Source organism: Nocardia sp. NPDC049935 (assembly GCF_055586645.1).
Map to the genome: position 1 here is coordinate 460,250 of NZ_JBVJHV010000006.1, position 18,260 is coordinate 478,509.

Sequence of the window (18,260 nt, forward strand, 5' to 3'; positions counted from 1 at the left end):
TCGAGCGCCCCGGCACTACTTCGTAGAGGCGCCCCGGCACTGCTCTGTAGAGGCGCCCCGGCGCTGCTCCGTAGGGGCGCCCCGGCGCCGAGCTCACCCAGGAGGGGATGATGCAGCACACCTACTCGTCGGCCGGAGGCCTGACGGTGGTTCCCTATCCCGGCAGCGATCCGCGCCTGCTCCGGATCGGCGACGGGGTGGAAACCGCCTACGAGTACCGCGACCGCGGCGGTTACCGCCCGGTGGGTTCGGTCCAGGCGCTGGCGGCCGCGGTCGAACAGAGCGGGTTGCGAGGGCGCGGCGGCGCCGGGTTCCCGTTCGCGGTGAAGGTCGCGGCGGTCCGGGCCGGCACCCGGGCGGGCGCCGGCATGCCCGCGGGATGGACCGAGGCGATCCTGGTGGCCAACGGCGAGGAAGGCGAACCCGCGTCGTTCAAGGACCGCTGGCTGCTGCGCAACCGGCCGCATCTGGTGCTCGACGGGATCCGGCTGGCCGCGCTGCTCGTGGGCGCCCGGCGCGGCTACGTGTACGTCTCCGATCCCGAATCGGCCCGGGCGGTCCACGCGGCGCTCGACGAACTCGGCGGCGCGCTGCCCGACGGGCCGGATCTGGCGGTGGTACAGGTCGAACCCGGCTACGTGGCCGGCGAGGAATCGGCCGCCGTCCAGGCGATCAACGGCGGTCCGGCCAAACCCACCGACAAACCTCCGCGCCCCTTCGAATCGGGCGTGGCCGGACTCCCGACGCTGATCAGCAATGTCGAAACATTGGCGAATCTGCCCTTCCTGGACCGGTGGGGCGCCGACGCCTACCGGGCCGCCGGCACCGCCATGTCGCCCGGAACCTTCCTGTCCACGGTCACGGTCGCGGGCCGGGAGCCCGTGCTCTACGAACTGCCGCACGGGCTCCCGGTCGGCGAACTCCTCGCACTGCACGGGGTCTCACCCGCGGCGGTGCGCGGCGCGCTCGTCGGCGGCTACTTCACGGGTCTGCTGGACCGCGGCGTCCTGGACCTCACCCTCGACCACGAAACCCTGCGCCGGGCCGGTGTCGGCCTGGGCTGCGGCGCGCTCGCCGTGATCACCGAGGAATGCCCGGTGGCCGTCGCGGCGAGCGTCCTGAACTACTTCGACCGGGAGAACGCCGGGCAGTGCGGGTCGTGTTTCAACGGCACCGCGGCGATGGCCGCGGCCGCCACCGCGCTGGCCGAGGGCCGGGCCGAGCCCCACGATCTGTCCCGGCTGAAACGCTGGTCGACGGTACTGCGGGGCCGCGGCGCCTGCGGCACCCTGGACGCCGCCTGCAACACCGCCGCCGGCCTGCTCGACCGGTTCGGTGCGGAAGTCGCTGCCCACTTGTACAACGTGTGCCCCGACTGCGCCGCCGGACCCACGACCGACCAACCCCCCTTCCGGGTTGTCGAAACGGAGGCGTTGATATGAAGATCAAACTGGACCGCACCCTCTGCGACGGGTTCGGCATCTGCGCCCGGCACGCCCCCGACCGCTTCCCTCTCGACGATTGGGGCTACGCCGTCCTGGCCGGGGATCCGACACTCGACTCCGCCGAGGAACCCGCCGTGACCCGCGCCCTGCTCGACTGCCCGGTCCACGCCATCACCACCCTGCCCGAACAGAGCCCCCAGCAGCACCCTTGACATTGACCCGGGGTCAAGGTGGAGGGTGCCTCCATGACTCGTTCGATCATTTCACCGTGGACCGGCATGGTGCCTGTCGACGACACGGCCCTGTCGGTGACCGACACCCGCGGGTCCGGTCGTCCCGTTGTCTATCTGAACGGCTCCTTCGCCAGTCAGCGTTCCTGGCGGCGCGTGATCGCCGAGCTCGGCCCCGACTGGCGACACATCACCTACGACGAACGCGCCCGCGGCGGGTCGAAGCGGTCGGCGGATTACTCCTTCGAGGGGTGTCTTCGTGACATCGGCGCGGTTGTCGAGGCCGCCGGGGTCGACCGGCCGCTACTTGTCGGCTGGTCCTACGGTGCGGCGCTCGCGGTGCACTGGGCCGACCGCAATCCGGACCGGGTCGCCGGCGTTGTCTCGGTCGACGGTGCGGTTCCGTGGGGGCTTACCGGGGAGGCGAGCCGTGATCGGATCCGGAGCATTTTCCGCAAGATGCGAATGTTCCTGCCGCTCGCACGTCCGTTCGGCCTGGCCGCCTCGATGAGTGCCGCTCAGCACGCTGAGATCAATATCGAGATCAACGAGGTCTGCGCCGCGCTCGGACCGGTCCTGGACCGGCTGGCCTGCCCGGTGCGCTACGTCCTGGCGACGGGTGCGAACCTCGGTGGCGGCGCGGAGGAGATGGAGCAGATGCGTACCTCTCTCGATCCGGTGCTCCGCCGGAATCCGAATCTGCGGGTCGGCACGAAGGTCGAGAGCAACCACACGCAGATCCTGCGTAAGGACTTCCGGGCCGTCGCCGCCGCCGTGCGGGAGACCGCCGCCGCGCACGATCAGGAGGATCGCTGACTCGATGACCGACGGGGTGACCATCGGCCAGGCGGCTGCGTTCGCCGACATCACGATCAAAACGGTGCGGCACTACCACAAGCTCGGCTTGGTCGACGAACCAGCGCGCGACGGCTCGGGTTATCGGCGATACGGGTCGGCTGATCTGTTGCGGCTGGTGCAAGTCAGGTCGCTGGCTGCCGCCGGAGTGCCGTTGGCCGATATCGGTCCGCTCCTCGACTCCGATGCCGTGTCGTTCGCCGCCGCACTCGTCGACGTCGAGCGACACCTCACCGAGCGTATCGCCGAGTTGATCGCGCAACGGGATATGCTCCACCGGCTCTCCTCCGGTGACCGCACCTTGTTGCCCGACCGCGCTGTGGCGATGCTGGAGGGAATGCCGACCCTCGGCTTCACGCCGTACGACGTGCGGACCGCCCGAGAATCCTTCGTGCTGGCAAAGGCTCTGGTCCCCGAACGCTTCGACGACTACCTCACCGATATCGAGCACGCGCTGCAGGACCCCCGTTTCGTCGAACTGACCAGGCGCACGGCCGAGGTGGCCGGCTGGGAAACGGACGACGCCCGCGTCGCCGAACTGGCCACCGATCTGGCCGAGCACTACCTCGCCAACCCCACGCAGCTCAGGATCGTCACCGGCCTGCAAGCCCGCACCGAAGCCGCGACACGGTACCGGTTGGTCGCCCATCACCGCGAGCAGCGCGAATCAGCAGCGGCTCGGCTGACCGCGCTCCTCGAAGCGAAGCTCCGCGCCGCCGGCATCCACATCCCCAGGCCGGACCCCCACTGAACCGGTCCCGCTCTCCCGGCAGGGGTGCCGCGGCTACCGGATCTCCCGCCGGCCGCAGGGCGAACCGCAGCTGATATGGGTTTCCTTCTCGGTCGGGTCAGGAGGTGGATGTGATGCCGTGGAATACGGCGGTGAGCAGTCCATCGAACTTCCGCGACGTATGGGCGCCGGTATCCGGTGGGGTGAGAGTGCTCAGCAGCAGGGTGCCGATGAGGGCGTCCGCGACGGCGTCGATATCGGTGCCTGTGTGGATGTCCCCGGTGGCCGCGGCACGCCGCAGGCGTTCGGTGAGCCCGTGGTGCTGCGGTGCGCTGAGCCGATGGTAGAGCGCGGTTCCGTCCACGGGATTCGCGGCGGCCGCGGCGATGACTGCGCGTACGAGTGCGGCGTTGCGGGACTCGGCGATGAAGGCCGCGTGTTCGTCCAGCCAGGCGCGTAGATCGCGGTGGAGGTCTCCGGTGTCGGCGACCGGGAACGACGGCCCGCTGGTGTAGGCGTCGAGCACCGCCTCCGCGACCAGGGGCGCTTTCGACGGCCACCGCCTGTACAGGGTTTTCTTCCCGACCTCGGCGCGGGCCGCGACGCCTTCCATCGACAACTCGCCGTAGCCACGGTCGGCCAGCAGTTCGCGTGTCACCGCGAGGATGCGCTCGTGTAGCCGGGAGTCGCGTGGCCGTCCACCTCGCATATCGGGCATACCGCGAGCCTAGGCTGCCCGCACCCGATCCCCGCGCGCGGCGTCGGCGCTCGGCACAGGCTTCTTTGCGGCACACAGCATTCCGGCCGATTCCGCGGACGTCGACAGCGAGATGGGATACCGTGCAGTCACCAATTGATACGACACGGGTCGTGTCCTATCTGCTGGGTGGAGGAGCCATGACCCACACCGCACTCACCGTCCCCCGGGACTGGGACGCCATCACTCCGGAATGGATGACCGCCGCCTTGCGCGGCACCCACGATGCCGAAGTCGCCTCCGTATCCGTTGTTCTGCGCGACGACGGCACCAACCGGCGCGCCCGGCTGGCGCTGTCCTACGCCCGCGGCGAAGGGCCGGCCACGGTATTCGTCAAGGGCGTCGATCCTGCGCACCGTGACCTGGTCCGATTGACCAGCGGCCTGTTCCACGAGCCACGTCTGTTCGCCTCGGGCGTACTACTTCCCCTGGAACATCCGACGGTGTACGCGGCGGCGATCGATGAGCCCGGGGAAGACTTCGCGCTGGTGATGGAGGATCTCACCGCCCGCGGCGCCGACCCTCGCGATGCCACCCGCCCACTGACACCCGCCCAGGCGGTCAGCGGCGTCCGCGGGCTTGCCCGCCTGCACGGACGATACTGGGATCGGCGGGTCCACACCGAACCCGCGCTGGGCTGGCTCGAACCGTTCGTACCCTGGGACGGGATGGAGGCCGCACCGCTGCACTCCGCGCTGGAACGGCTCGGCGACCAGGCCCCGCCCGAGGTCCACGCGCTCGGCATGCGGCACCTCGTCGAGGAACTGTGGAAGCCCTACATCCACAGTCTCACCCGGGCCCCGCAGACACTGCTGCACGGCGACCCGCACATCGGAAACACCTATCTCACCGCGGACGGGCAGGTCGGATTCCTCGACTGGCAGGTCGCCCGCCGCGGCAACTGGTCGCTGGATCTCGGGTACTTCCTCCAGGGCGCGCTGACCACCGAGGACCGCCGAGCGAGCGAACCGGAACTGCTCGCGCAGTATCGTGACGCGCTGGAACTGCCCGCAGCGGAACTACCGTCGACGGACGAGATCCGGCTGCGCTACCGCGCCTCGGTCGCCCACGGGCTCACCCTCTGGCTGGCCACCGCCAGCGCGGGCGAACTCTGGCAGCGCCCGGATATCGCCCTCGCACTCGCCCAACGCTATTCGGCCGCCTACACCGACCTGGACACCGCCGACGCGGTCGCCGCCCTGTCTCGCTGATATCGGTTCGGCCCTGCGGCTACCAGATCTCCTGCCAGCCGCAGGGCGAACCGCAGCTGATATGGGTTTCCTTCTCGGTATCGCCGCCGGCGAAGGTCCGCACCGTCACCGAGGCCTCCACCGGATAGCCGCAGCGGGGGCAGGTCGAGAAATAGTCCAGCACCGGATAGACGGTGACCAGGGTGGGCGCCTCGCGGCGGATCCGGGGCGCCGGTCCCCGCGAGGCGCCACCCGCTGCGGTCAGACGGGATCGAACGACGAGATCAGCCATGAGTCCTCTACCTTCGACAGGGTCACCCGCACACTGCTCGCGGCCAATGCCGGCTCCGGCTTCTCGGCGCTGGTGGTGGTCTGGTTGATGAACAGCAGCGCCACCGCGGAGTCGTCCTGTAGTTCGGACACCGCCGAACGCACGATGACGGCCTCGGTCTTGACCGATTTGTCCTTGGCGGCGGGGGCGATGACCTTTTCGGTGAACTGGGTGTAGTAGTTCAGGAAATCGCCGGTCATCTTGGATTTCGCGGCCGCGAAGTCCTGGTCCAGCGAATCCGGCGAATACGACAGCAGTGCGACGGTGCCCTCGGTCGCGGCCGAGAGGACCTCGTTCTTCGCGGCGTCGCCCCGGGAGTCCGGGCGGTACTGGAAGAGCAGCAGCGAGGTCGCGGCGATGACCGCGACCACGGCGAGCACGGTCAGCAGGATGGTTTCCGGGGAGCGCGGCAGGGTACGGAGCGGGTTGGGGATTCTCACGGTACGAACTCCACTTTCGACATCTTCAACTCCGAGCCCTCGCGGGTGACGGTGACGCTGAGCCGCCACACCCGCGGTTCCTGCTGCGCCCCGGCGGTATTCGTCACGCGCGAGACCGCCGAGACCAGTACCACCGCCGATTCGTCGGTCATGGATTCGACCGCGGCCGCGGTGATCTCACCCTTGGTGGCCACCTGCGACTGCTGGACGACCTTGGTGAAATCCTCCGAGCGCGTCTGGAAATCGGTGCGGAACGCCCCGGTGGAATGGTCCAGAACCCGTTTCACATCGTCGGCGGCGCGGGCCGCGTCGAGTGTGGTCAGCGCGACCACACCTTCGCGGGCGGCGTTGAGGTACTCGTCCTCGCGCGCCTGCGCCGCACCGATCTCGTGGTGGTTCCACAGCGAAAAGCCGCCGGTCACCAGGGAAGCGACGATGACCAGCACCGCCACCGCCCGGCCGAGCGCGCGGCGCCCGGGACGCCGCAGCGTGGGCACCGCGACCTTGCGCACCAGTCGCCCGGCCTTTCCGCGCGCCCCGCTCGGGGCGGGTGCCGCGGCCGTCTTCACCAGGTCGACCTTCGTGGCCGCGGAATCCGATCCGGATTCCGCGGTATCCGATTCGGGTGTTTCGGAAGTTTCCGGTTCCACGTCGGCGGGCCGCGTCCCGGCAGCGGCCCGCTCGGTGGTATCCGGATCGTCCCCGGCCGCGGATATCTCCGCGACCGCCCCCTCCGGCTCCCCCGCGCCGGAGCCGGGGTCCTCACCCCCGGCTTCCCGGCGCAATCGCGCGGCCTTGGCGCGCGCCCGGGCCGCGGCGGCGGAGGCCTGGGCGGCGAGCGCCTCGGCCTCCGCCGCCGCGGCCTCCGCGTCGGCCTCCTCGACCGCCAGATTCAGCGGGTCGCTGGTGGTCTGGGGCATCTATCCCACCTCGATCACTCGTTCTAGTCGCTAGCGGGCAGCGGCTTGGCTTCCTTGATGGACAACGGGGTGCTGCCGACACTCAACGTGCCGGCCCCGGCCTTGGTCACGAGAACTTCCGCACCGGATTCGTCGACATAGCGCTTACCGATCAGATTCCCGTCCGCGAACCCGTCCTGCGGGCCGCCTTCCACGGTCGCCTCGCCCTCGAGGGGCACCATCGGGACCCCGCCGGCGCGCAGATCGTCGAGGCTGTCGGCGGCCCGGACGATGATGACCTGGGTATCGCACACCTGACTGCGTAGCCGGGTACCTGTCTTGACCATGAGTGTTGTTCCTTTCGGGCTGCGCGGCTACGCGCCGGCGGTTTCGCGGGTCAGTTCGGCGACGAGTTCGCGGCGCAGAACCTTCCCGGTAGGGGTGGCGGGGAGTTCCGCCCGGAAGACGATCCGGTCCGGGGTCCGCGAACCGCGCAGTCCGGACCGCACGTAGGCGCGCAGGTCCTCGGGGTCGGGGGTCCGCCCGGGTTCGGCGGGCACCACGACGGCGACGATGATCTGCCCCCATTCGGGATCTTCCACGCCGACGACCGCGACATCGTGCACGGCCGCGTGTTCGACCAGATAGTCCTCGATCTCGGCGGGCGCGATGTTCTCGCCGCCGCGGATGATGGTGTCGTCGCTGCGGCCGTGGATGAACAGGTAACCGCCGGCGTCGAGCAGCGCGAGATCCTTGGTCGGGAACCAGCCCTCGGCGTCGAGCACCGAACCGATCCCGGTGTAGCGGCCCGATACCTGCGGGCCACGGACGAAGAGTTCACCGGCGACATCGGCGGGTACCACCGCGCCGCTCTCGTCGCGGATCTGCACCTCGATACCGGGTACCGGCTGTCCCACCGATCCGAGCCGGCGCGCCACCGCGTCGTCGTCGGAGGCCAGCGCGGCGCGGTGATCGTCGGGGCCCAGTACCGCGATGGTGGAGCTGGTCTCGGTGAGCCCGTAGGCGTTCACGAAACCCACCTCGGGCAGCAGTTCGAGCGCGGTCCGCACCAGCGGCAGCGCCACCTTCGACCCGCCGTAGGCCAGGGTGCGCAGGGTGGGCAGCCGCGAATCGGTGGCCTTCAGCCCGGTGACAATCCGGTCGAGCATGGTCGGGACGACGGTCGCCGTGGTCACCCGCTCGGTATCGATCAGCCGGATCCATTCCTGCGGATCGAAATTACGCAGGTACACCATCTTGCGGCCCGCGTAGAGATTGGACAGGGCCGCGCTCACACCGGCGACGTGATACGGCGGCACGCAGATGAGGGAGACGTCGTCGGCCGCGGCGGAGGCGAATTCCACAGTGCCGGTGATATAGCTGACCAGGTTGTTGTGGGAGAGTTCGACCGCTTTGGGCTGCGAGGTGGTACCGGAGGTGAACAGCACGATCGCGGGACCGTCCGGATCCGGATCGGCGCCGGCCGGATCCGAGGTCCGGGCGCGGTCCAGAAAGTCCGCGGCGGTCCACAGCCGCTCGGCGGTCCCCGCGACGGCGGCAGCGTAGGCGTCGTCGTGGATCACCATCGGCGCGTCCAGCCGCGCCACGAGTTCGGCGAGTTTGTCGCCGCTGAGCCGGTAGTTCAACGGCGTGAACGGGACACCGGCGCGCGCCGAGGCGAAGATCAGCAGCGGCAGGAGCGCGCCGCCGGTGCCCACATAGGCCACGCTGCGCGCTCCGGAGGCCGTGATCGCGCCCGCGCCGCCGTGCGCCAGCGCGTCCAGTTCGGCTCCGGTCCAGCGCGATTCACCGGATACGACGGCGACCCGGTCCGGTTCGTTCGACGCCGCCATATCCAGCAGTAGCGAAATACTCATGCGACTACTTCCTGCACGCCGAGCGCCGCGAACCAGCGCCCGGCCGGGTGGTAGTGATATCGGAATTCTCGAAAATCGAGAATATCATATCCGCTGGCCCGGTACCCCGATTCAGCAGACCGATCAGTCCTTTTTCGGGCCGTCACCGGCGACTTCCCGCCACCCCGCCCGCGGCCCCGAGCGCCCCGAAGGCACAGAGATTCCAGACTTCGGTGGCGGTGATCGGATGCGGCTCGTCCGGACGGGCATTCTGCGCCACGAACATCACCGTCTGCAATGTCATGGCCGCCAGCCGGCGTGGCCGGGACCGCGACCGGAGATACCCTGCCGCCTCGGCCTCACCCATGAGGTCGACGAGGAGTTCGAACAGCGACGCGTGCGCGACCTGGATCTCGATCGGATCCGACATCAGCAGCTGCGGCGCGAATTCGGTGAACAGGGGGCGGTGCGCGCCGGGATCGGGCCGGCAGAACTCGAACATCAGCTCCACCGCCGTGCGCAGCCGGGCCAGCGGGTCACCGTCGTTGGCGGTGGCCTCGCGGACCTGGGTGGCCACCTTGGCGATCGCCTCCTCGTACAGCGCGAGCAGCAGTTCGTGCTTCCCGTCGAAGAGCAGATAGAAGCTGCGCAGCGACTGACCCGCCCGGTCGACCACCTCGTGCATGGTGAAATCGGTGCTGCCCCGCTCGGTGATCAGCATTCGCGCCGCATCCAGGAAACGCTGCACCTGCACACTGCCGAACAGCTTGGTGGTGCGGACCGACCGGGCATCGATCCGCTGCTGCAGGGTCAGCCCACTGCCGGTACTTCGCATGGCCGTACCTCCCATCACCGACGGTCGCACCGCCTACGGAAACTAGAATATCCCGATGAGAGAATGATATTCTCATATTCGGTCAAAGGGAGGTACATCGTGCAACTGACTTTCGACGAGGACGTGGAACGGTTCCGCGCCGAGTTCATCGCGTTCCTCGACGAGCACCTCCCACCCGAGGCGGTGGCGGTCGAACGGCCGGGGTCCAGTTCGCATATGCCCGCATGGGCGCGGGAGTGGCAGAGCCTGCAGTTCGATCACGGCTGGCTGGTTCCGGGCTACCCGCCGGAGTTCGGCGGCCGCAACGCCACCGTGCTGCAGCAGTACGTGCACCGGGAGGAACTCGGCGCGCGCGGTATCTACGAGAGCTGCAACCCCCAGGGCCAGGGCATCATCGCCGCCTCCCTGATCACCTTCGGCACCCCCGAACAACAGCAGCGCTGGGCCGTGCCGATCCTGCGCGGCGAGATGCCCGCGGCACTGGGTATGAGCGAACCCGGAGCGGGCTCCGATCTGGCCGGTCTGCGCACCCGCGCGGTCCGCGACGGCGACCATTTCGTGGTCACCGGCCAGAAGGTGTGGACCTCGGGCGCCCACGATTCCGATGTCATCCTGACCTTCGTCCGCACCGACCCCGACGCCCCCAAACACAAGGGCATCTCGGTGCTGCTGATCCCCACCGACACTCCCGGTGTCCGGCGCCGCCCGTTCGCCTCCGCCTGCGCCGCCGACGATCTCGATTTCAACGAGGTGTTCTTCGAGGAGGCCAGGGTCCCGGTGGAGAACCTGGTCGGCGAGCTGAACCAGGGCTGGACGGTGGCCAACGGATCGCTCGGCCACGAGCGCACCCTGCTGTGGATGAGTTTCGCGCAGCGGCTGCGCATGCTGGTGCAGGATTTCGAACCGCGGACGGCCCTGGACGCCGACCGCTACGCCACGGCGGTGATGGACCTGCAGGCCCTCGAACTGCTCGGCTCGACCGCGCTGGCGAAGGAATCCCGGGGCGAAACCGATGTGGCCTCGCTGTCGGTGCTCAAACTGCTGGGGTCGGAGGGGGTCCAGCGCGGTCTGGAGGCCGCGCTCGACGCCGCCGGGCCGGACGGGCTGAACCACCCCGGGGTCACCTCCCGGCACAGCCTGCTGAATCTGGAAGATCACGCGCCCAGCTGGTTCGAACGGTATCTGCGTAGCTTCTCCGGCACCATCGCCGGCGGCACGTCGGAAATCCAGCGCAATATCATCGCCCAGCGCGTCCTCGGGCTGCCCCGGAGCTGAGCCGAGCCGCCCGCCGGTGGTGAAACCGGCGGGCGGCCTCCTCCGGCTCGCCGGGGATACGGCCGGCGCGGACGCCGAATCGAAAGGGTGGGAGCGGAAAACCGCTCCCACCCTTTCGTGTGTGCTCCGGCGCGCTCAGCGCGGCAGCATCTCCTCCCAGCTGCTGTGCCCCTGCGACACCAGATCGGTCTGCCGGTAGAGCTGCCCGTCCGGGGCCATGTACTCCCCGGTTTTCGGGTCGTACTGGGCGTAGGCCACCGCCGGCGCCGTCGCGCCCCCACCCGAGGTGTCCGCGGCCGGAGCGTTCCCCGGAGGCGGCGAGAATCGCGAGTCCGGGGGAATCCCCTGACCCTCCAGCTCGGGGTCGCGCGGGTACGGTCCGAGCACCGGCTGATCCGGGGCCACCGGCACGTACGGCTGGTCGCTGTTGCAGATGGCGGCCGTCGGGGCGCGCTTGGACGGGTCGCCGGCACACGGGATATTGCGGGCGCCACGCACCGCCACCGGATGGTCCTGCGGCAGTTTGCAGTACAGGTTGTCGGGGGTGTCGATGGTCGTGGTGTCTTGCGGGGACCGCCATTCCGAGGGCGGCAGGAAGCCGACCGTGCAGGCGGGCGGATCGGAGACACCGCTCACCCGGAAGTCACCGATACCCAGTCCGGAGGCGTTCTTGGTCGGCTGGACCGCCTGGACCAGCGAGACCACCGGCGGCAGCAGCACCAGCAGCTGTTCCAGGCCCGCGTTGTAGGTCACCGCGAGCTGGCCGACCGAGGTGAGGTTCGACAGCAGCACCGGCAGGGTGAGCTGCAGATCGTCGAGCAGCCCGGCGACCTCGTCGGCCATCCCGGGACCGGAGTGCAGTACCTGCCGGATCTGTGGATCGTTGGCCACCAGCTGCCCGGTGACGTCGGCGGTCGCGCGGGTCCAGATGCGGATGGCATCGGCCGACTGCACCTGGGAATCCAGGAGCGGCTGCGCGTCCTGCACCAGGGTCCGGGTGGCGTCGCCGACCCCGTTCATCTCCGAGGTCAGCGTCTCGGCCGAGGTCAGCAGGGAATCGAGTTCGGGACCGGCGCCGTGGACACCGGTGAACATCTCGTCCAGCAGGCGGCGCAGATCGTCCTTGGGGATGGTGTCCACCAGCGCGCTGAGTTTGTCCAGCATCGGGCCCACGGGCTGGGGCACCGCGGTGTCGGCCCGCTCCACGGTGGCGCCGTCGTAGAGATAGGGCGGTGAATCGGTGCGCGGCAGCAGATCCACGTACTGCTCACCGACGGCGGAGACACTGCGCACCTCGGCGGTCAGATCGGCGGGGATGCGGCTCGACGAGTCGAGCGCCAGATGCGCGCGGACCCCGTCCTGGGTGAGCTCGACCGCGGTGACCTTACCCACCTGGATACCGCGATAGGTCACATTGCCGAACCGGTAGAGACCACCCGCCTCGGGCAGTTCCACGGTGACGTTCATATTGCCGACCCCGGCCAGGGTCGGCAGTTTCATGTACACCACCGACATCACGACCAGGCCGATCACCGACAGCACGCTGAAGATGACCAGCTGGGCACGGACGAAACGGGACAGCAGCATCAGCCGCCTCCAATCCCGGGGGGCAGGGGTATCTGGGGAAGCTGGATCTGCGGCAGCGGGAACGGCAGGCCCGGTGGCGGAGCGGGAGCGGGCGCCGGCGCGGGAGCCGGGGCCTCGGCGGGTGCGGGAGCGGGAGCGGCCGCCGGGGGCGGGACGATCCCGAACCCGAGCGGGTTCTTGGTCTGCTCCGCGTATCCCGGATCGCCGACAGCCGCCTGGATCACCGCGGTCGGGTCGCCCCACGGGGTGCCCAGCAGCAGTTCGCGGCGCAGCCGGGGGATCGTGAGGTCCACGGTCGCGAACAGATTGATGAAATCGCCGCGGACGCCGTTGTCCACCAGGTACTGGCCGTACGGGAACACCGTCGCGAACTGGATCGCGTGGTTGATATCCGGACCCACGTCCGCCAGCGCCTTCAGGGTGGGTTCCAGGTTGCGCAGGTTGGTCAGCAGATCGTCGTGCACGGTGGTCAGCACGTTGTTGGTGGTATCGCTGAAGGTGCGCAACCGGTCCAGCGCGGTGACCAGATCGGGACGCTCGGCGATCAGCACGTCCAGTGCGGGCGGGATCTTCTGCAGCGCCTCGGTGAGCCGGTCGCGCTGCGCGGCGAAGGTGCCGCCCAGGCGATTGAGGTTGTCGATGGTGGCGACGATATCGGCGCGCTGGTTGTCGAGCGCGCCCAGGAACACGTCCAGGCGGTCCAGCAGCGACCTGATATTGGTCTCCCGGCCCTCGAGAGCCGCGCTCAGGCTGCCGACGATATCGCCGATCTGGCCCAGACCACCGCCGTTCACCACGACCGACAGCGACGCCAGGGTCTGCTCGGTGGAGGGATAGGTCCCCGTATCCTCGAGCCCGATCCGCGCACCGGGTTCGAGCCGGCCCTCGGGCTGCTGTCCGGGTGGTGGGTTCAGGGCCAGATGCATCGATCCCAGCAGACTCGTCTGCCCGACCCGCGCCTGCGCGTTGGCCGGTACCACCTGTCCGGGCTGGATGGACACCTCCACCACCGCGTGCCAGTTCTCCACGTGGATATCGCCGATACTGCCGACCACCACATCGTCGATCAGCACGGGCGAGTTCGGGGTGAGGGTGCCGACATCGTTCATGTCCACGTAGAGCGTGGTGGAGTCCGGCCCACGGCCGGTGGCCCCGGGCAGCGGCAGGGAGTTCACACCGTCCCAGGAACATCCGGCGCCGGTGAACACCACGCACGCGGCGCCGAGCACCGCGGCGCGGAATCTGCGTCGGCAACAGGGTTTGGTCATAGGATCACCGCCCACCGGGGAACAGGATGTCCGCGAGCGTGGGCGCCGGCGGGGGCGGAGGCGCCCCCGGGTCCACCGCCTGCGGAATGAGATGGGGTTCGCTGTAGATGATCTTCTCCGGGTCCGCCGAGGGGCCCAGTACCGGATTCACCGGCACCGGCAGGTAATTGAAGTTCAGCAACCCCAGGACCGGGCCGAGATAGTCGCGGCACTTTCGCGCCGCCTCCTCCGCGCCGATGTTCTCGACGCTGGCGATACCGCCGCAGACGAACTCGATCGGATTGGAGAAGTTGTTGAGCACGAAAACCCCGGCCTCGGTCCCGGTATCGGGGTTGTAGATGTTGTAGAAGTTGGCCAGGCTGGTCGGGAAGATATGCAGCAGTTCCTCGAGTTCGCCGCGGTTGTCGACCAGGTTCTGGGTGACATCGGCCAGCCGGCCCACCTGTTCGGTGGCCTTGCCGCGGTTCTCGGCGACGAACCGCTGCACCTCCCCCACCGCGATGGACAGATTGTTCAACGCCGCGTCCAGATCGGAACGACTGTCCGACAGCACGCTGGTCAGCGTCGCGAGCCGGTTCTGGAACTGCACGATCTGCACATTGCTGTCGCGCAGCGCGGTGACGAATGTCTGCAGGTTGGTGATGGTCGCGCCGATATCGCCGCTGCCGTCGGCCAGGATCCGGCCCACGCCGGACAGTTGCGCGAGCATCTGCCGCAGTTTGTCACCGTTGCCGGCCAGGGCGTCGGCGGTGCTGTCGATGAACCGTCCGGCCGGGCCCGACGATTGGTCGCCGTCGGGGCCGAGCTCGGTGGCCAGCCGCGTCAGCTGCGTTTTGATCTGGTCCCATTCGACCGGGACCGCGGTGCGTTCCAGCGGGATCAGCGTATCGTCGGCCATCGTGGGCCCCTCCCCCCTGTAGGCGGGGGTGAGCTGGACGTACCGGGAGTCGACCAGGCTCTGCGCGACGATCACGGCCCCGGCGTCGGCCGGGATCTCCACATTCCGGTCCACGTTGAGGGTCATCTCGACCGCGGTACCGCGCGGCTCGATACCGGCCACGGTCCCGACCTTCACACCGGAGACCCGGACATCGTCACCGGGGTAGATGGCGGTCGCGGTCGCGAACATGGCGCGGACCGTGGTGGGGCCCAGCAGTGTCCGGTTCACCACCACGAAGGCGGCGACGAGCACAGCTACCGCCAGGACACCCGACCCGGCCTTGAGGATCACGGCTCGGCTCATCGTGGCGCCCCCGGTTGTGGTGCGGGTGGTTGCGGGACCGAACCGCCGAACGCAGCGTCGACGAACGGCCGGATCCATTGCGCGGGGATCAGGTTGGCGACATAGGCGTTGTAGAACGGGCCGCCCGAGACCGCTTCGCCCTGGGTCAGCGAGGCCTTGGCCAGCCCGGGGATCGCTTTGGCGATATTGTCCTTGTTCTGCTGCAGCATCTCCGTCACCGAATTCAGCCGGTCCAGTGCCGGTCCCAGCTCCGCCTCGTTATCGGCCACCAGCTGGGTGAGCTGATCGGCCACCGCCGCGACGTTGGCCAGGAGGGTGGCGATCGCCTGGCGGCGCTCGTCGAGCACTCCGACCAGCGCATTCGCATTGAGCAGCATGGTGTTCAGCTGTCCGCTGCGCTCGGCCAGGATCCCGGTGACCTCGCGTGAGGCGGTCAGCAGATCGCGCAGGGCCGTATTGCGGCTGTTGATGGATTTGGACACCTCGGTCAGCCCGTCGAAGGCCGGGCCCAGCTGCGGAGCGATGGCGTCGAGGGTGGAGGACAGCATATTCAGCGAGTTGTTCAGCGAATCGGTATCCATCGCACCGGTGGTGTTGGTGAGATCGCCCAGCGCGTCGGTGAGCGAATACGGCGACGAGGTGCGCTCCACCGGGATCGTATGCAAGGGCCGCAACCGGTCGTCACCGTGCGAGATCAACGTCATGATCCGCTTGCCCAGCAGGGAGCCGGTTTTGATCTGCGCGGTGCTGTCCGCCCCGAGGGATACGGAATCGCCGACCGTGAACAGCACCCGGGCCACGCCGCGGTCGAGTGCGACATCGGTGACGGTGCCGACCTTCACCCCGGAGACGATCACCTCGTCCCCTTTCTCCAGCCCGCCGGCCTCCTCGAACACCGCCTGATAGCGCACGGTGGTCCCCCAGGCGATCACCTGCTGGGACTGCAGCCCGAGCGAGATCACGCAGAGGATGAGCACGATGCCGACCAGGCCGTGCCGCAGTAGATGTCTTCCTCGATAGCGGAACATCTCAGGGAGCGCACCTTCCGTCGGTCTGCACGGCCGCGGGGATCTCGACGACCTGCCCGGACAGGTCGTTGACCCGTAGCGTCAAATCGCACAGGTAGTACTGGATGAAGTTGCCGTAGGCCCCGGTGCGCACCAGTTTCCGGAAGTTCTCCGGAGCCTTCTGCAGGGCGGTGTCCAGGGTCTGTTTGTCGTTGTCGATATTGGTCGCCAGGATGTTGACCTGGTCGATCGTGCCCGCCAGCGCCGGGCGGCCCTGGCTGAGCAGATCGGCGACCGTCGCGGTACCGGCCTCGAGCGAGTCGATGGCCGAGGCGATCGGGTCCCGGTCGTTGCTGAGCTGGGTGATGAGCTGTTCCAGCCGGTCCACCAGACCGGAGAACTGGCCGCCTTCGGAGGCCAGGGTCTGCATCACCGTGTTCAGGTTGTCGATCAGCTGCTCGATGATCTCGTTGTTGTCGGCCAGCGCCGCCGAGAACGAGGCGGTGCGGCCGAGAATGGAGTTCACCGTGCCCTCCTTGCCCTGCACGATCTCGAGCAGCGACCAGGTGAGCGCGTTCACGTCCCGGGCGTTGAGGCCCTGGATCACCGGTTTCAGCCCGCCGAGCAGCAGGTCCAGATCCAGAGCGCCCACGGTGTTCTCGATCGGGAGCTGCCCGCCGGCCTCGAGCCGGTTACCGGGCCGGTCGGTGAGTTCGAGATAGCGGTCGCCGACGAGGTTGAGATACCGGACCGCGACCTCGGTGCCGGTGGTGAGCGCCAGCGAGCGGTCGGCGTCGAAATCGACGCGCACTCGGTGATCGTCCTGCAGTTCGACCCCGCGCACCGACCCCACGACGACCCCGGACACCCGCACGGTGTCGCCGGTCCGCAGATCCGACGAATCGGCGAACACCGCCGAGTACTCGGTGGTGGATCCACTGCGGTATTCCCCGAACACGATGATCAGGCACGCCGAGAGCACCACCATCACCGCGGCGAAGATGCCGAATTTCAGCAGCGGCGTATTGCGCCGGTCCATCAGGGTGCTCCCTTCCCGGCGGCGGCCGGTCCGAACAGCGCCTGGGCCAGTGAGGTCGTATTCAGCGTGAGTCCGGACCGGAACGGCCCGGCCTGTGGGTTGGCACCGACATCGGCGACCACGAACGGCGGGAAGTCCTCGTAGGCCACCGGCAGCATCGAGCACTGCGGCCCGCCCTTGGCCGCCACCTTCGGCAGATGCTCCGGATACCGGTACGGTTCGACGCCCCAGAGGAAGTTCGCCGAGAGCCCGATACCGGGCACCTGCACCGGCGTCACCGACGACAGGTAGCCGAGACCGTCGAGGGCGCAGGTCAGCGCGGTGTGGTACCGGTTGGTGAGATTCGTGGTCGGTACCAGGGCGTCCATGGTGCTCACCAGCCCGGGCCCGTTCTCGCCGATCACCTTGTTCCCGGTATCGGCCAGCCCGATCAGGCTCATCAGCATCACATCGAGTTGCTGCTGCTCCTCCACCACCGTCTGCCCGAGTCGGGTCGCGTTGCCGACGGTGTCGAGCAGCGCGGGCGAGGCGTCGGCGTAGACGCCGGTCACCTGCGGAGCCATCGCCAGATCGGCCTGCAGTGCGGGCAATCCCGGTTCCACCTTGGCCAGGAACGCCTCGAAGTCGACCATCATCTGGCCCACCCGGTCACCGCGCCCGCGCATCGCGGAGGCCAGCGCGCCGAGGGTCTCGTTGAGCTTCTCCGGCTGGATCTGCGACAGCACCTGGGTGAGTTGCTCGAACACGGTGTTGATCTCGACGGTCACATGTTCGGCGTCGAAGACCTGCCCCGCTTCGAGATGGCCCGACGAGGGCTGCGCGGGCGGTATCAGCTGGATGTACTTCGCGCCGAAAACCGTGGTCGACGCGATATCGACCGTGATGTCGCCCGGAATCAGGGTGAGGTTGCCGCGGTCGATGGCGAGTTCGATCTCGGCGGTGCCGTCGGCGCGTTCGACGATGGAATCCACCGCGCCCACCGTCACCCCACGCAATTTCACCTCGGCGTCGGGGTACATCACCAGACCGGCGCGCGGCGCGTGCACGGTCACCGCCACGGTATCGGAGAAGGCGCCCTGGAACAGGGCCACCGCCAGCACGACGATCGCGGTACCGGCGGCCACCGCCGCCAGTCCCGCCGCCGGGCGCGCGGCGCCGGCCAGCGGCCGCAGCCGGTCGCGCCAGCGCCGGGGCGCGGGGCCCGCGGGGGTCCGCGGATCACCCGGCGCGCGGGCGTCACCCGCCCACGGTTGAGTTTCGTTTCCCACCACTG

General features: G+C 68.8%; 19 protein-coding genes. 6 read left to right on the forward strand and 13 right to left on the reverse strand.

Features of this window, described 5'->3' with window-relative positions:
- Window positions 1-110 precede the first annotated feature (110 nt).
- From ACZ6SF_RS24485 to ACZ6SF_RS24500, 4 genes are read left to right on the forward strand one after another with little or no spacing between them, the layout of a single operon-like run.
- A complete protein-coding gene (locus ACZ6SF_RS24485; RefSeq protein WP_466064948.1) occupies window positions 111-1,442 on the forward strand; it encodes an NADH-ubiquinone oxidoreductase-F iron-sulfur binding region domain-containing protein in 1,332 nt (443 codons plus the stop codon).
- Entirely contained in the window at window positions 1,439-1,657 is a 219-nt protein-coding gene (locus ACZ6SF_RS24490) for a ferredoxin (protein ID WP_466064802.1), read from the forward strand. Before ACZ6SF_RS24485 ends, ACZ6SF_RS24490 begins: the two co-directional genes overlap by 4 nt.
- Window positions 1,658-1,690: 33 nt before the next feature.
- The gene (locus tag ACZ6SF_RS24495) at window positions 1,691-2,491 is read left to right on the forward strand and encodes an alpha/beta fold hydrolase (RefSeq protein WP_466064803.1); all 801 of its coding nucleotides are present in this window, start codon (window positions 1,691-1,693) and stop codon (window positions 2,489-2,491) included.
- Between the two features lie 4 nt (window positions 2,492-2,495).
- On the forward strand, window positions 2,496-3,281 hold the full coding sequence (locus ACZ6SF_RS24500; RefSeq protein ID WP_466064805.1) for a MerR family transcriptional regulator: 786 nt from the start codon (window positions 2,496-2,498) through the stop codon (window positions 3,279-3,281).
- A 97-nt stretch (window positions 3,282-3,378) separates the two neighbouring features.
- Here ACZ6SF_RS24500 and ACZ6SF_RS24505 read toward each other — a convergent pair whose 3' ends face one another.
- On the reverse strand, window positions 3,379-3,978 hold the full coding sequence (locus tag ACZ6SF_RS24505) for a TetR/AcrR family transcriptional regulator (protein ID WP_466064807.1): 600 nt from the start codon (window positions 3,976-3,978) through the stop codon (window positions 3,379-3,381).
- Between the two features lie 179 nt (window positions 3,979-4,157).
- Between ACZ6SF_RS24505 and ACZ6SF_RS24510 the strand changes: the two genes are divergently transcribed.
- Complete coding sequence (locus ACZ6SF_RS24510; RefSeq protein WP_466064809.1) at window positions 4,158-5,228, forward strand: phosphotransferase; 1,071 nt, start codon at window positions 4,158-4,160, stop codon at window positions 5,226-5,228.
- A 19-nt stretch (window positions 5,229-5,247) separates the two neighbouring features.
- Here ACZ6SF_RS24510 and ACZ6SF_RS24515 read toward each other — a convergent pair whose 3' ends face one another.
- From ACZ6SF_RS24515 to ACZ6SF_RS24540, 6 genes are all read right to left on the reverse strand, one after another.
- Entirely contained in the window at window positions 5,248-5,499 is a 252-nt protein-coding gene (locus ACZ6SF_RS24515) for a hypothetical protein (RefSeq protein WP_466064811.1), read from the reverse strand.
- Window positions 5,469-5,978, reverse strand: coding sequence for a twin-arginine translocation pathway signal (locus tag ACZ6SF_RS24520; RefSeq protein ID WP_466064813.1), 510 nt, complete (start codon window positions 5,976-5,978; stop codon window positions 5,469-5,471). Before ACZ6SF_RS24520 ends, ACZ6SF_RS24515 begins: the two co-directional genes overlap by 31 nt.
- Window positions 5,975-6,898 (reverse strand): hypothetical protein, encoded by a 924-nt coding sequence (locus tag ACZ6SF_RS24525; RefSeq protein WP_466064814.1) that lies wholly within the window; start codon window positions 6,896-6,898, stop codon window positions 5,975-5,977. Before ACZ6SF_RS24525 ends, ACZ6SF_RS24520 begins: the two co-directional genes overlap by 4 nt.
- Window positions 6,899-6,921: 23 nt before the next feature.
- Entirely contained in the window at window positions 6,922-7,224 is a 303-nt protein-coding gene (locus ACZ6SF_RS24530) for a hypothetical protein (protein ID WP_466064816.1), read from the reverse strand.
- A 27-nt stretch (window positions 7,225-7,251) separates the two neighbouring features.
- Complete coding sequence (locus ACZ6SF_RS24535) at window positions 7,252-8,754, reverse strand: class I adenylate-forming enzyme family protein (protein WP_466064817.1); 1,503 nt, start codon at window positions 8,752-8,754, stop codon at window positions 7,252-7,254.
- 142 nt (window positions 8,755-8,896) lie between these two features.
- Window positions 8,897-9,568 (reverse strand): TetR/AcrR family transcriptional regulator, encoded by a 672-nt coding sequence (locus tag ACZ6SF_RS24540; protein WP_466064819.1) that lies wholly within the window; start codon window positions 9,566-9,568, stop codon window positions 8,897-8,899.
- A 99-nt stretch (window positions 9,569-9,667) separates the two neighbouring features.
- On the opposite strand from ACZ6SF_RS24540, the gene ACZ6SF_RS24545 reads away from it, so the two are divergent.
- Window positions 9,668-10,843 carry an acyl-CoA dehydrogenase family protein gene (locus ACZ6SF_RS24545; protein ID WP_466064821.1) on the forward strand — a complete coding sequence of 392 codons (1,176 nt, stop codon included), beginning with the start codon at window positions 9,668-9,670 and terminating at the stop codon, window positions 10,841-10,843.
- Window positions 10,844-10,978: 135 nt separating this feature from the next.
- Here the strand turns inward: ACZ6SF_RS24545 and ACZ6SF_RS24550 are convergent, their stop codons facing one another.
- Genes ACZ6SF_RS24550 through ACZ6SF_RS24575 form a run of 6 tightly spaced genes read right to left on the reverse strand, consistent with a single transcriptional unit; the run spans window position 10,979 to window position 18,255 of the window.
- Window positions 10,979-12,427 (reverse strand): MCE family protein, encoded by a 1,449-nt coding sequence (locus ACZ6SF_RS24550; RefSeq protein ID WP_466064949.1) that lies wholly within the window; start codon window positions 12,425-12,427, stop codon window positions 10,979-10,981.
- A 2-nt stretch (window positions 12,428-12,429) separates the two neighbouring features.
- Window positions 12,430-13,698 (reverse strand): MCE family protein, encoded by a 1,269-nt coding sequence (locus ACZ6SF_RS24555; RefSeq protein WP_466064823.1) that lies wholly within the window; start codon window positions 13,696-13,698, stop codon window positions 12,430-12,432.
- A gap of 4 nt (window positions 13,699-13,702) precedes the next feature.
- Window positions 13,703-14,941, reverse strand: a complete 1,239-nt coding sequence (locus ACZ6SF_RS24560; protein WP_466064825.1) for an MCE family protein — start codon at window positions 14,939-14,941, stop codon at window positions 13,703-13,705.
- Window positions 14,938-15,969 (reverse strand): MCE family protein, encoded by a 1,032-nt coding sequence (locus ACZ6SF_RS24565; RefSeq protein WP_466064826.1) that lies wholly within the window; start codon window positions 15,967-15,969, stop codon window positions 14,938-14,940. The genes ACZ6SF_RS24560 and ACZ6SF_RS24565 overlap by 4 nt, the downstream gene beginning before the upstream one ends.
- Before the next feature lies 1 nt (window position 15,970).
- On the reverse strand, window positions 15,971-16,987 hold the full coding sequence (locus ACZ6SF_RS24570; RefSeq protein WP_466064828.1) for an MCE family protein: 1,017 nt from the start codon (window positions 16,985-16,987) through the stop codon (window positions 15,971-15,973).
- Window positions 16,987-18,255 carry an MCE family protein gene (locus ACZ6SF_RS24575; protein WP_466064830.1) on the reverse strand — a complete coding sequence of 423 codons (1,269 nt, stop codon included), beginning with the start codon at window positions 18,253-18,255 and terminating at the stop codon, window positions 16,987-16,989. The genes ACZ6SF_RS24570 and ACZ6SF_RS24575 overlap by 1 nt, the downstream gene beginning before the upstream one ends.
- Window positions 18,256-18,260: the final 5 nt, after the last annotated feature.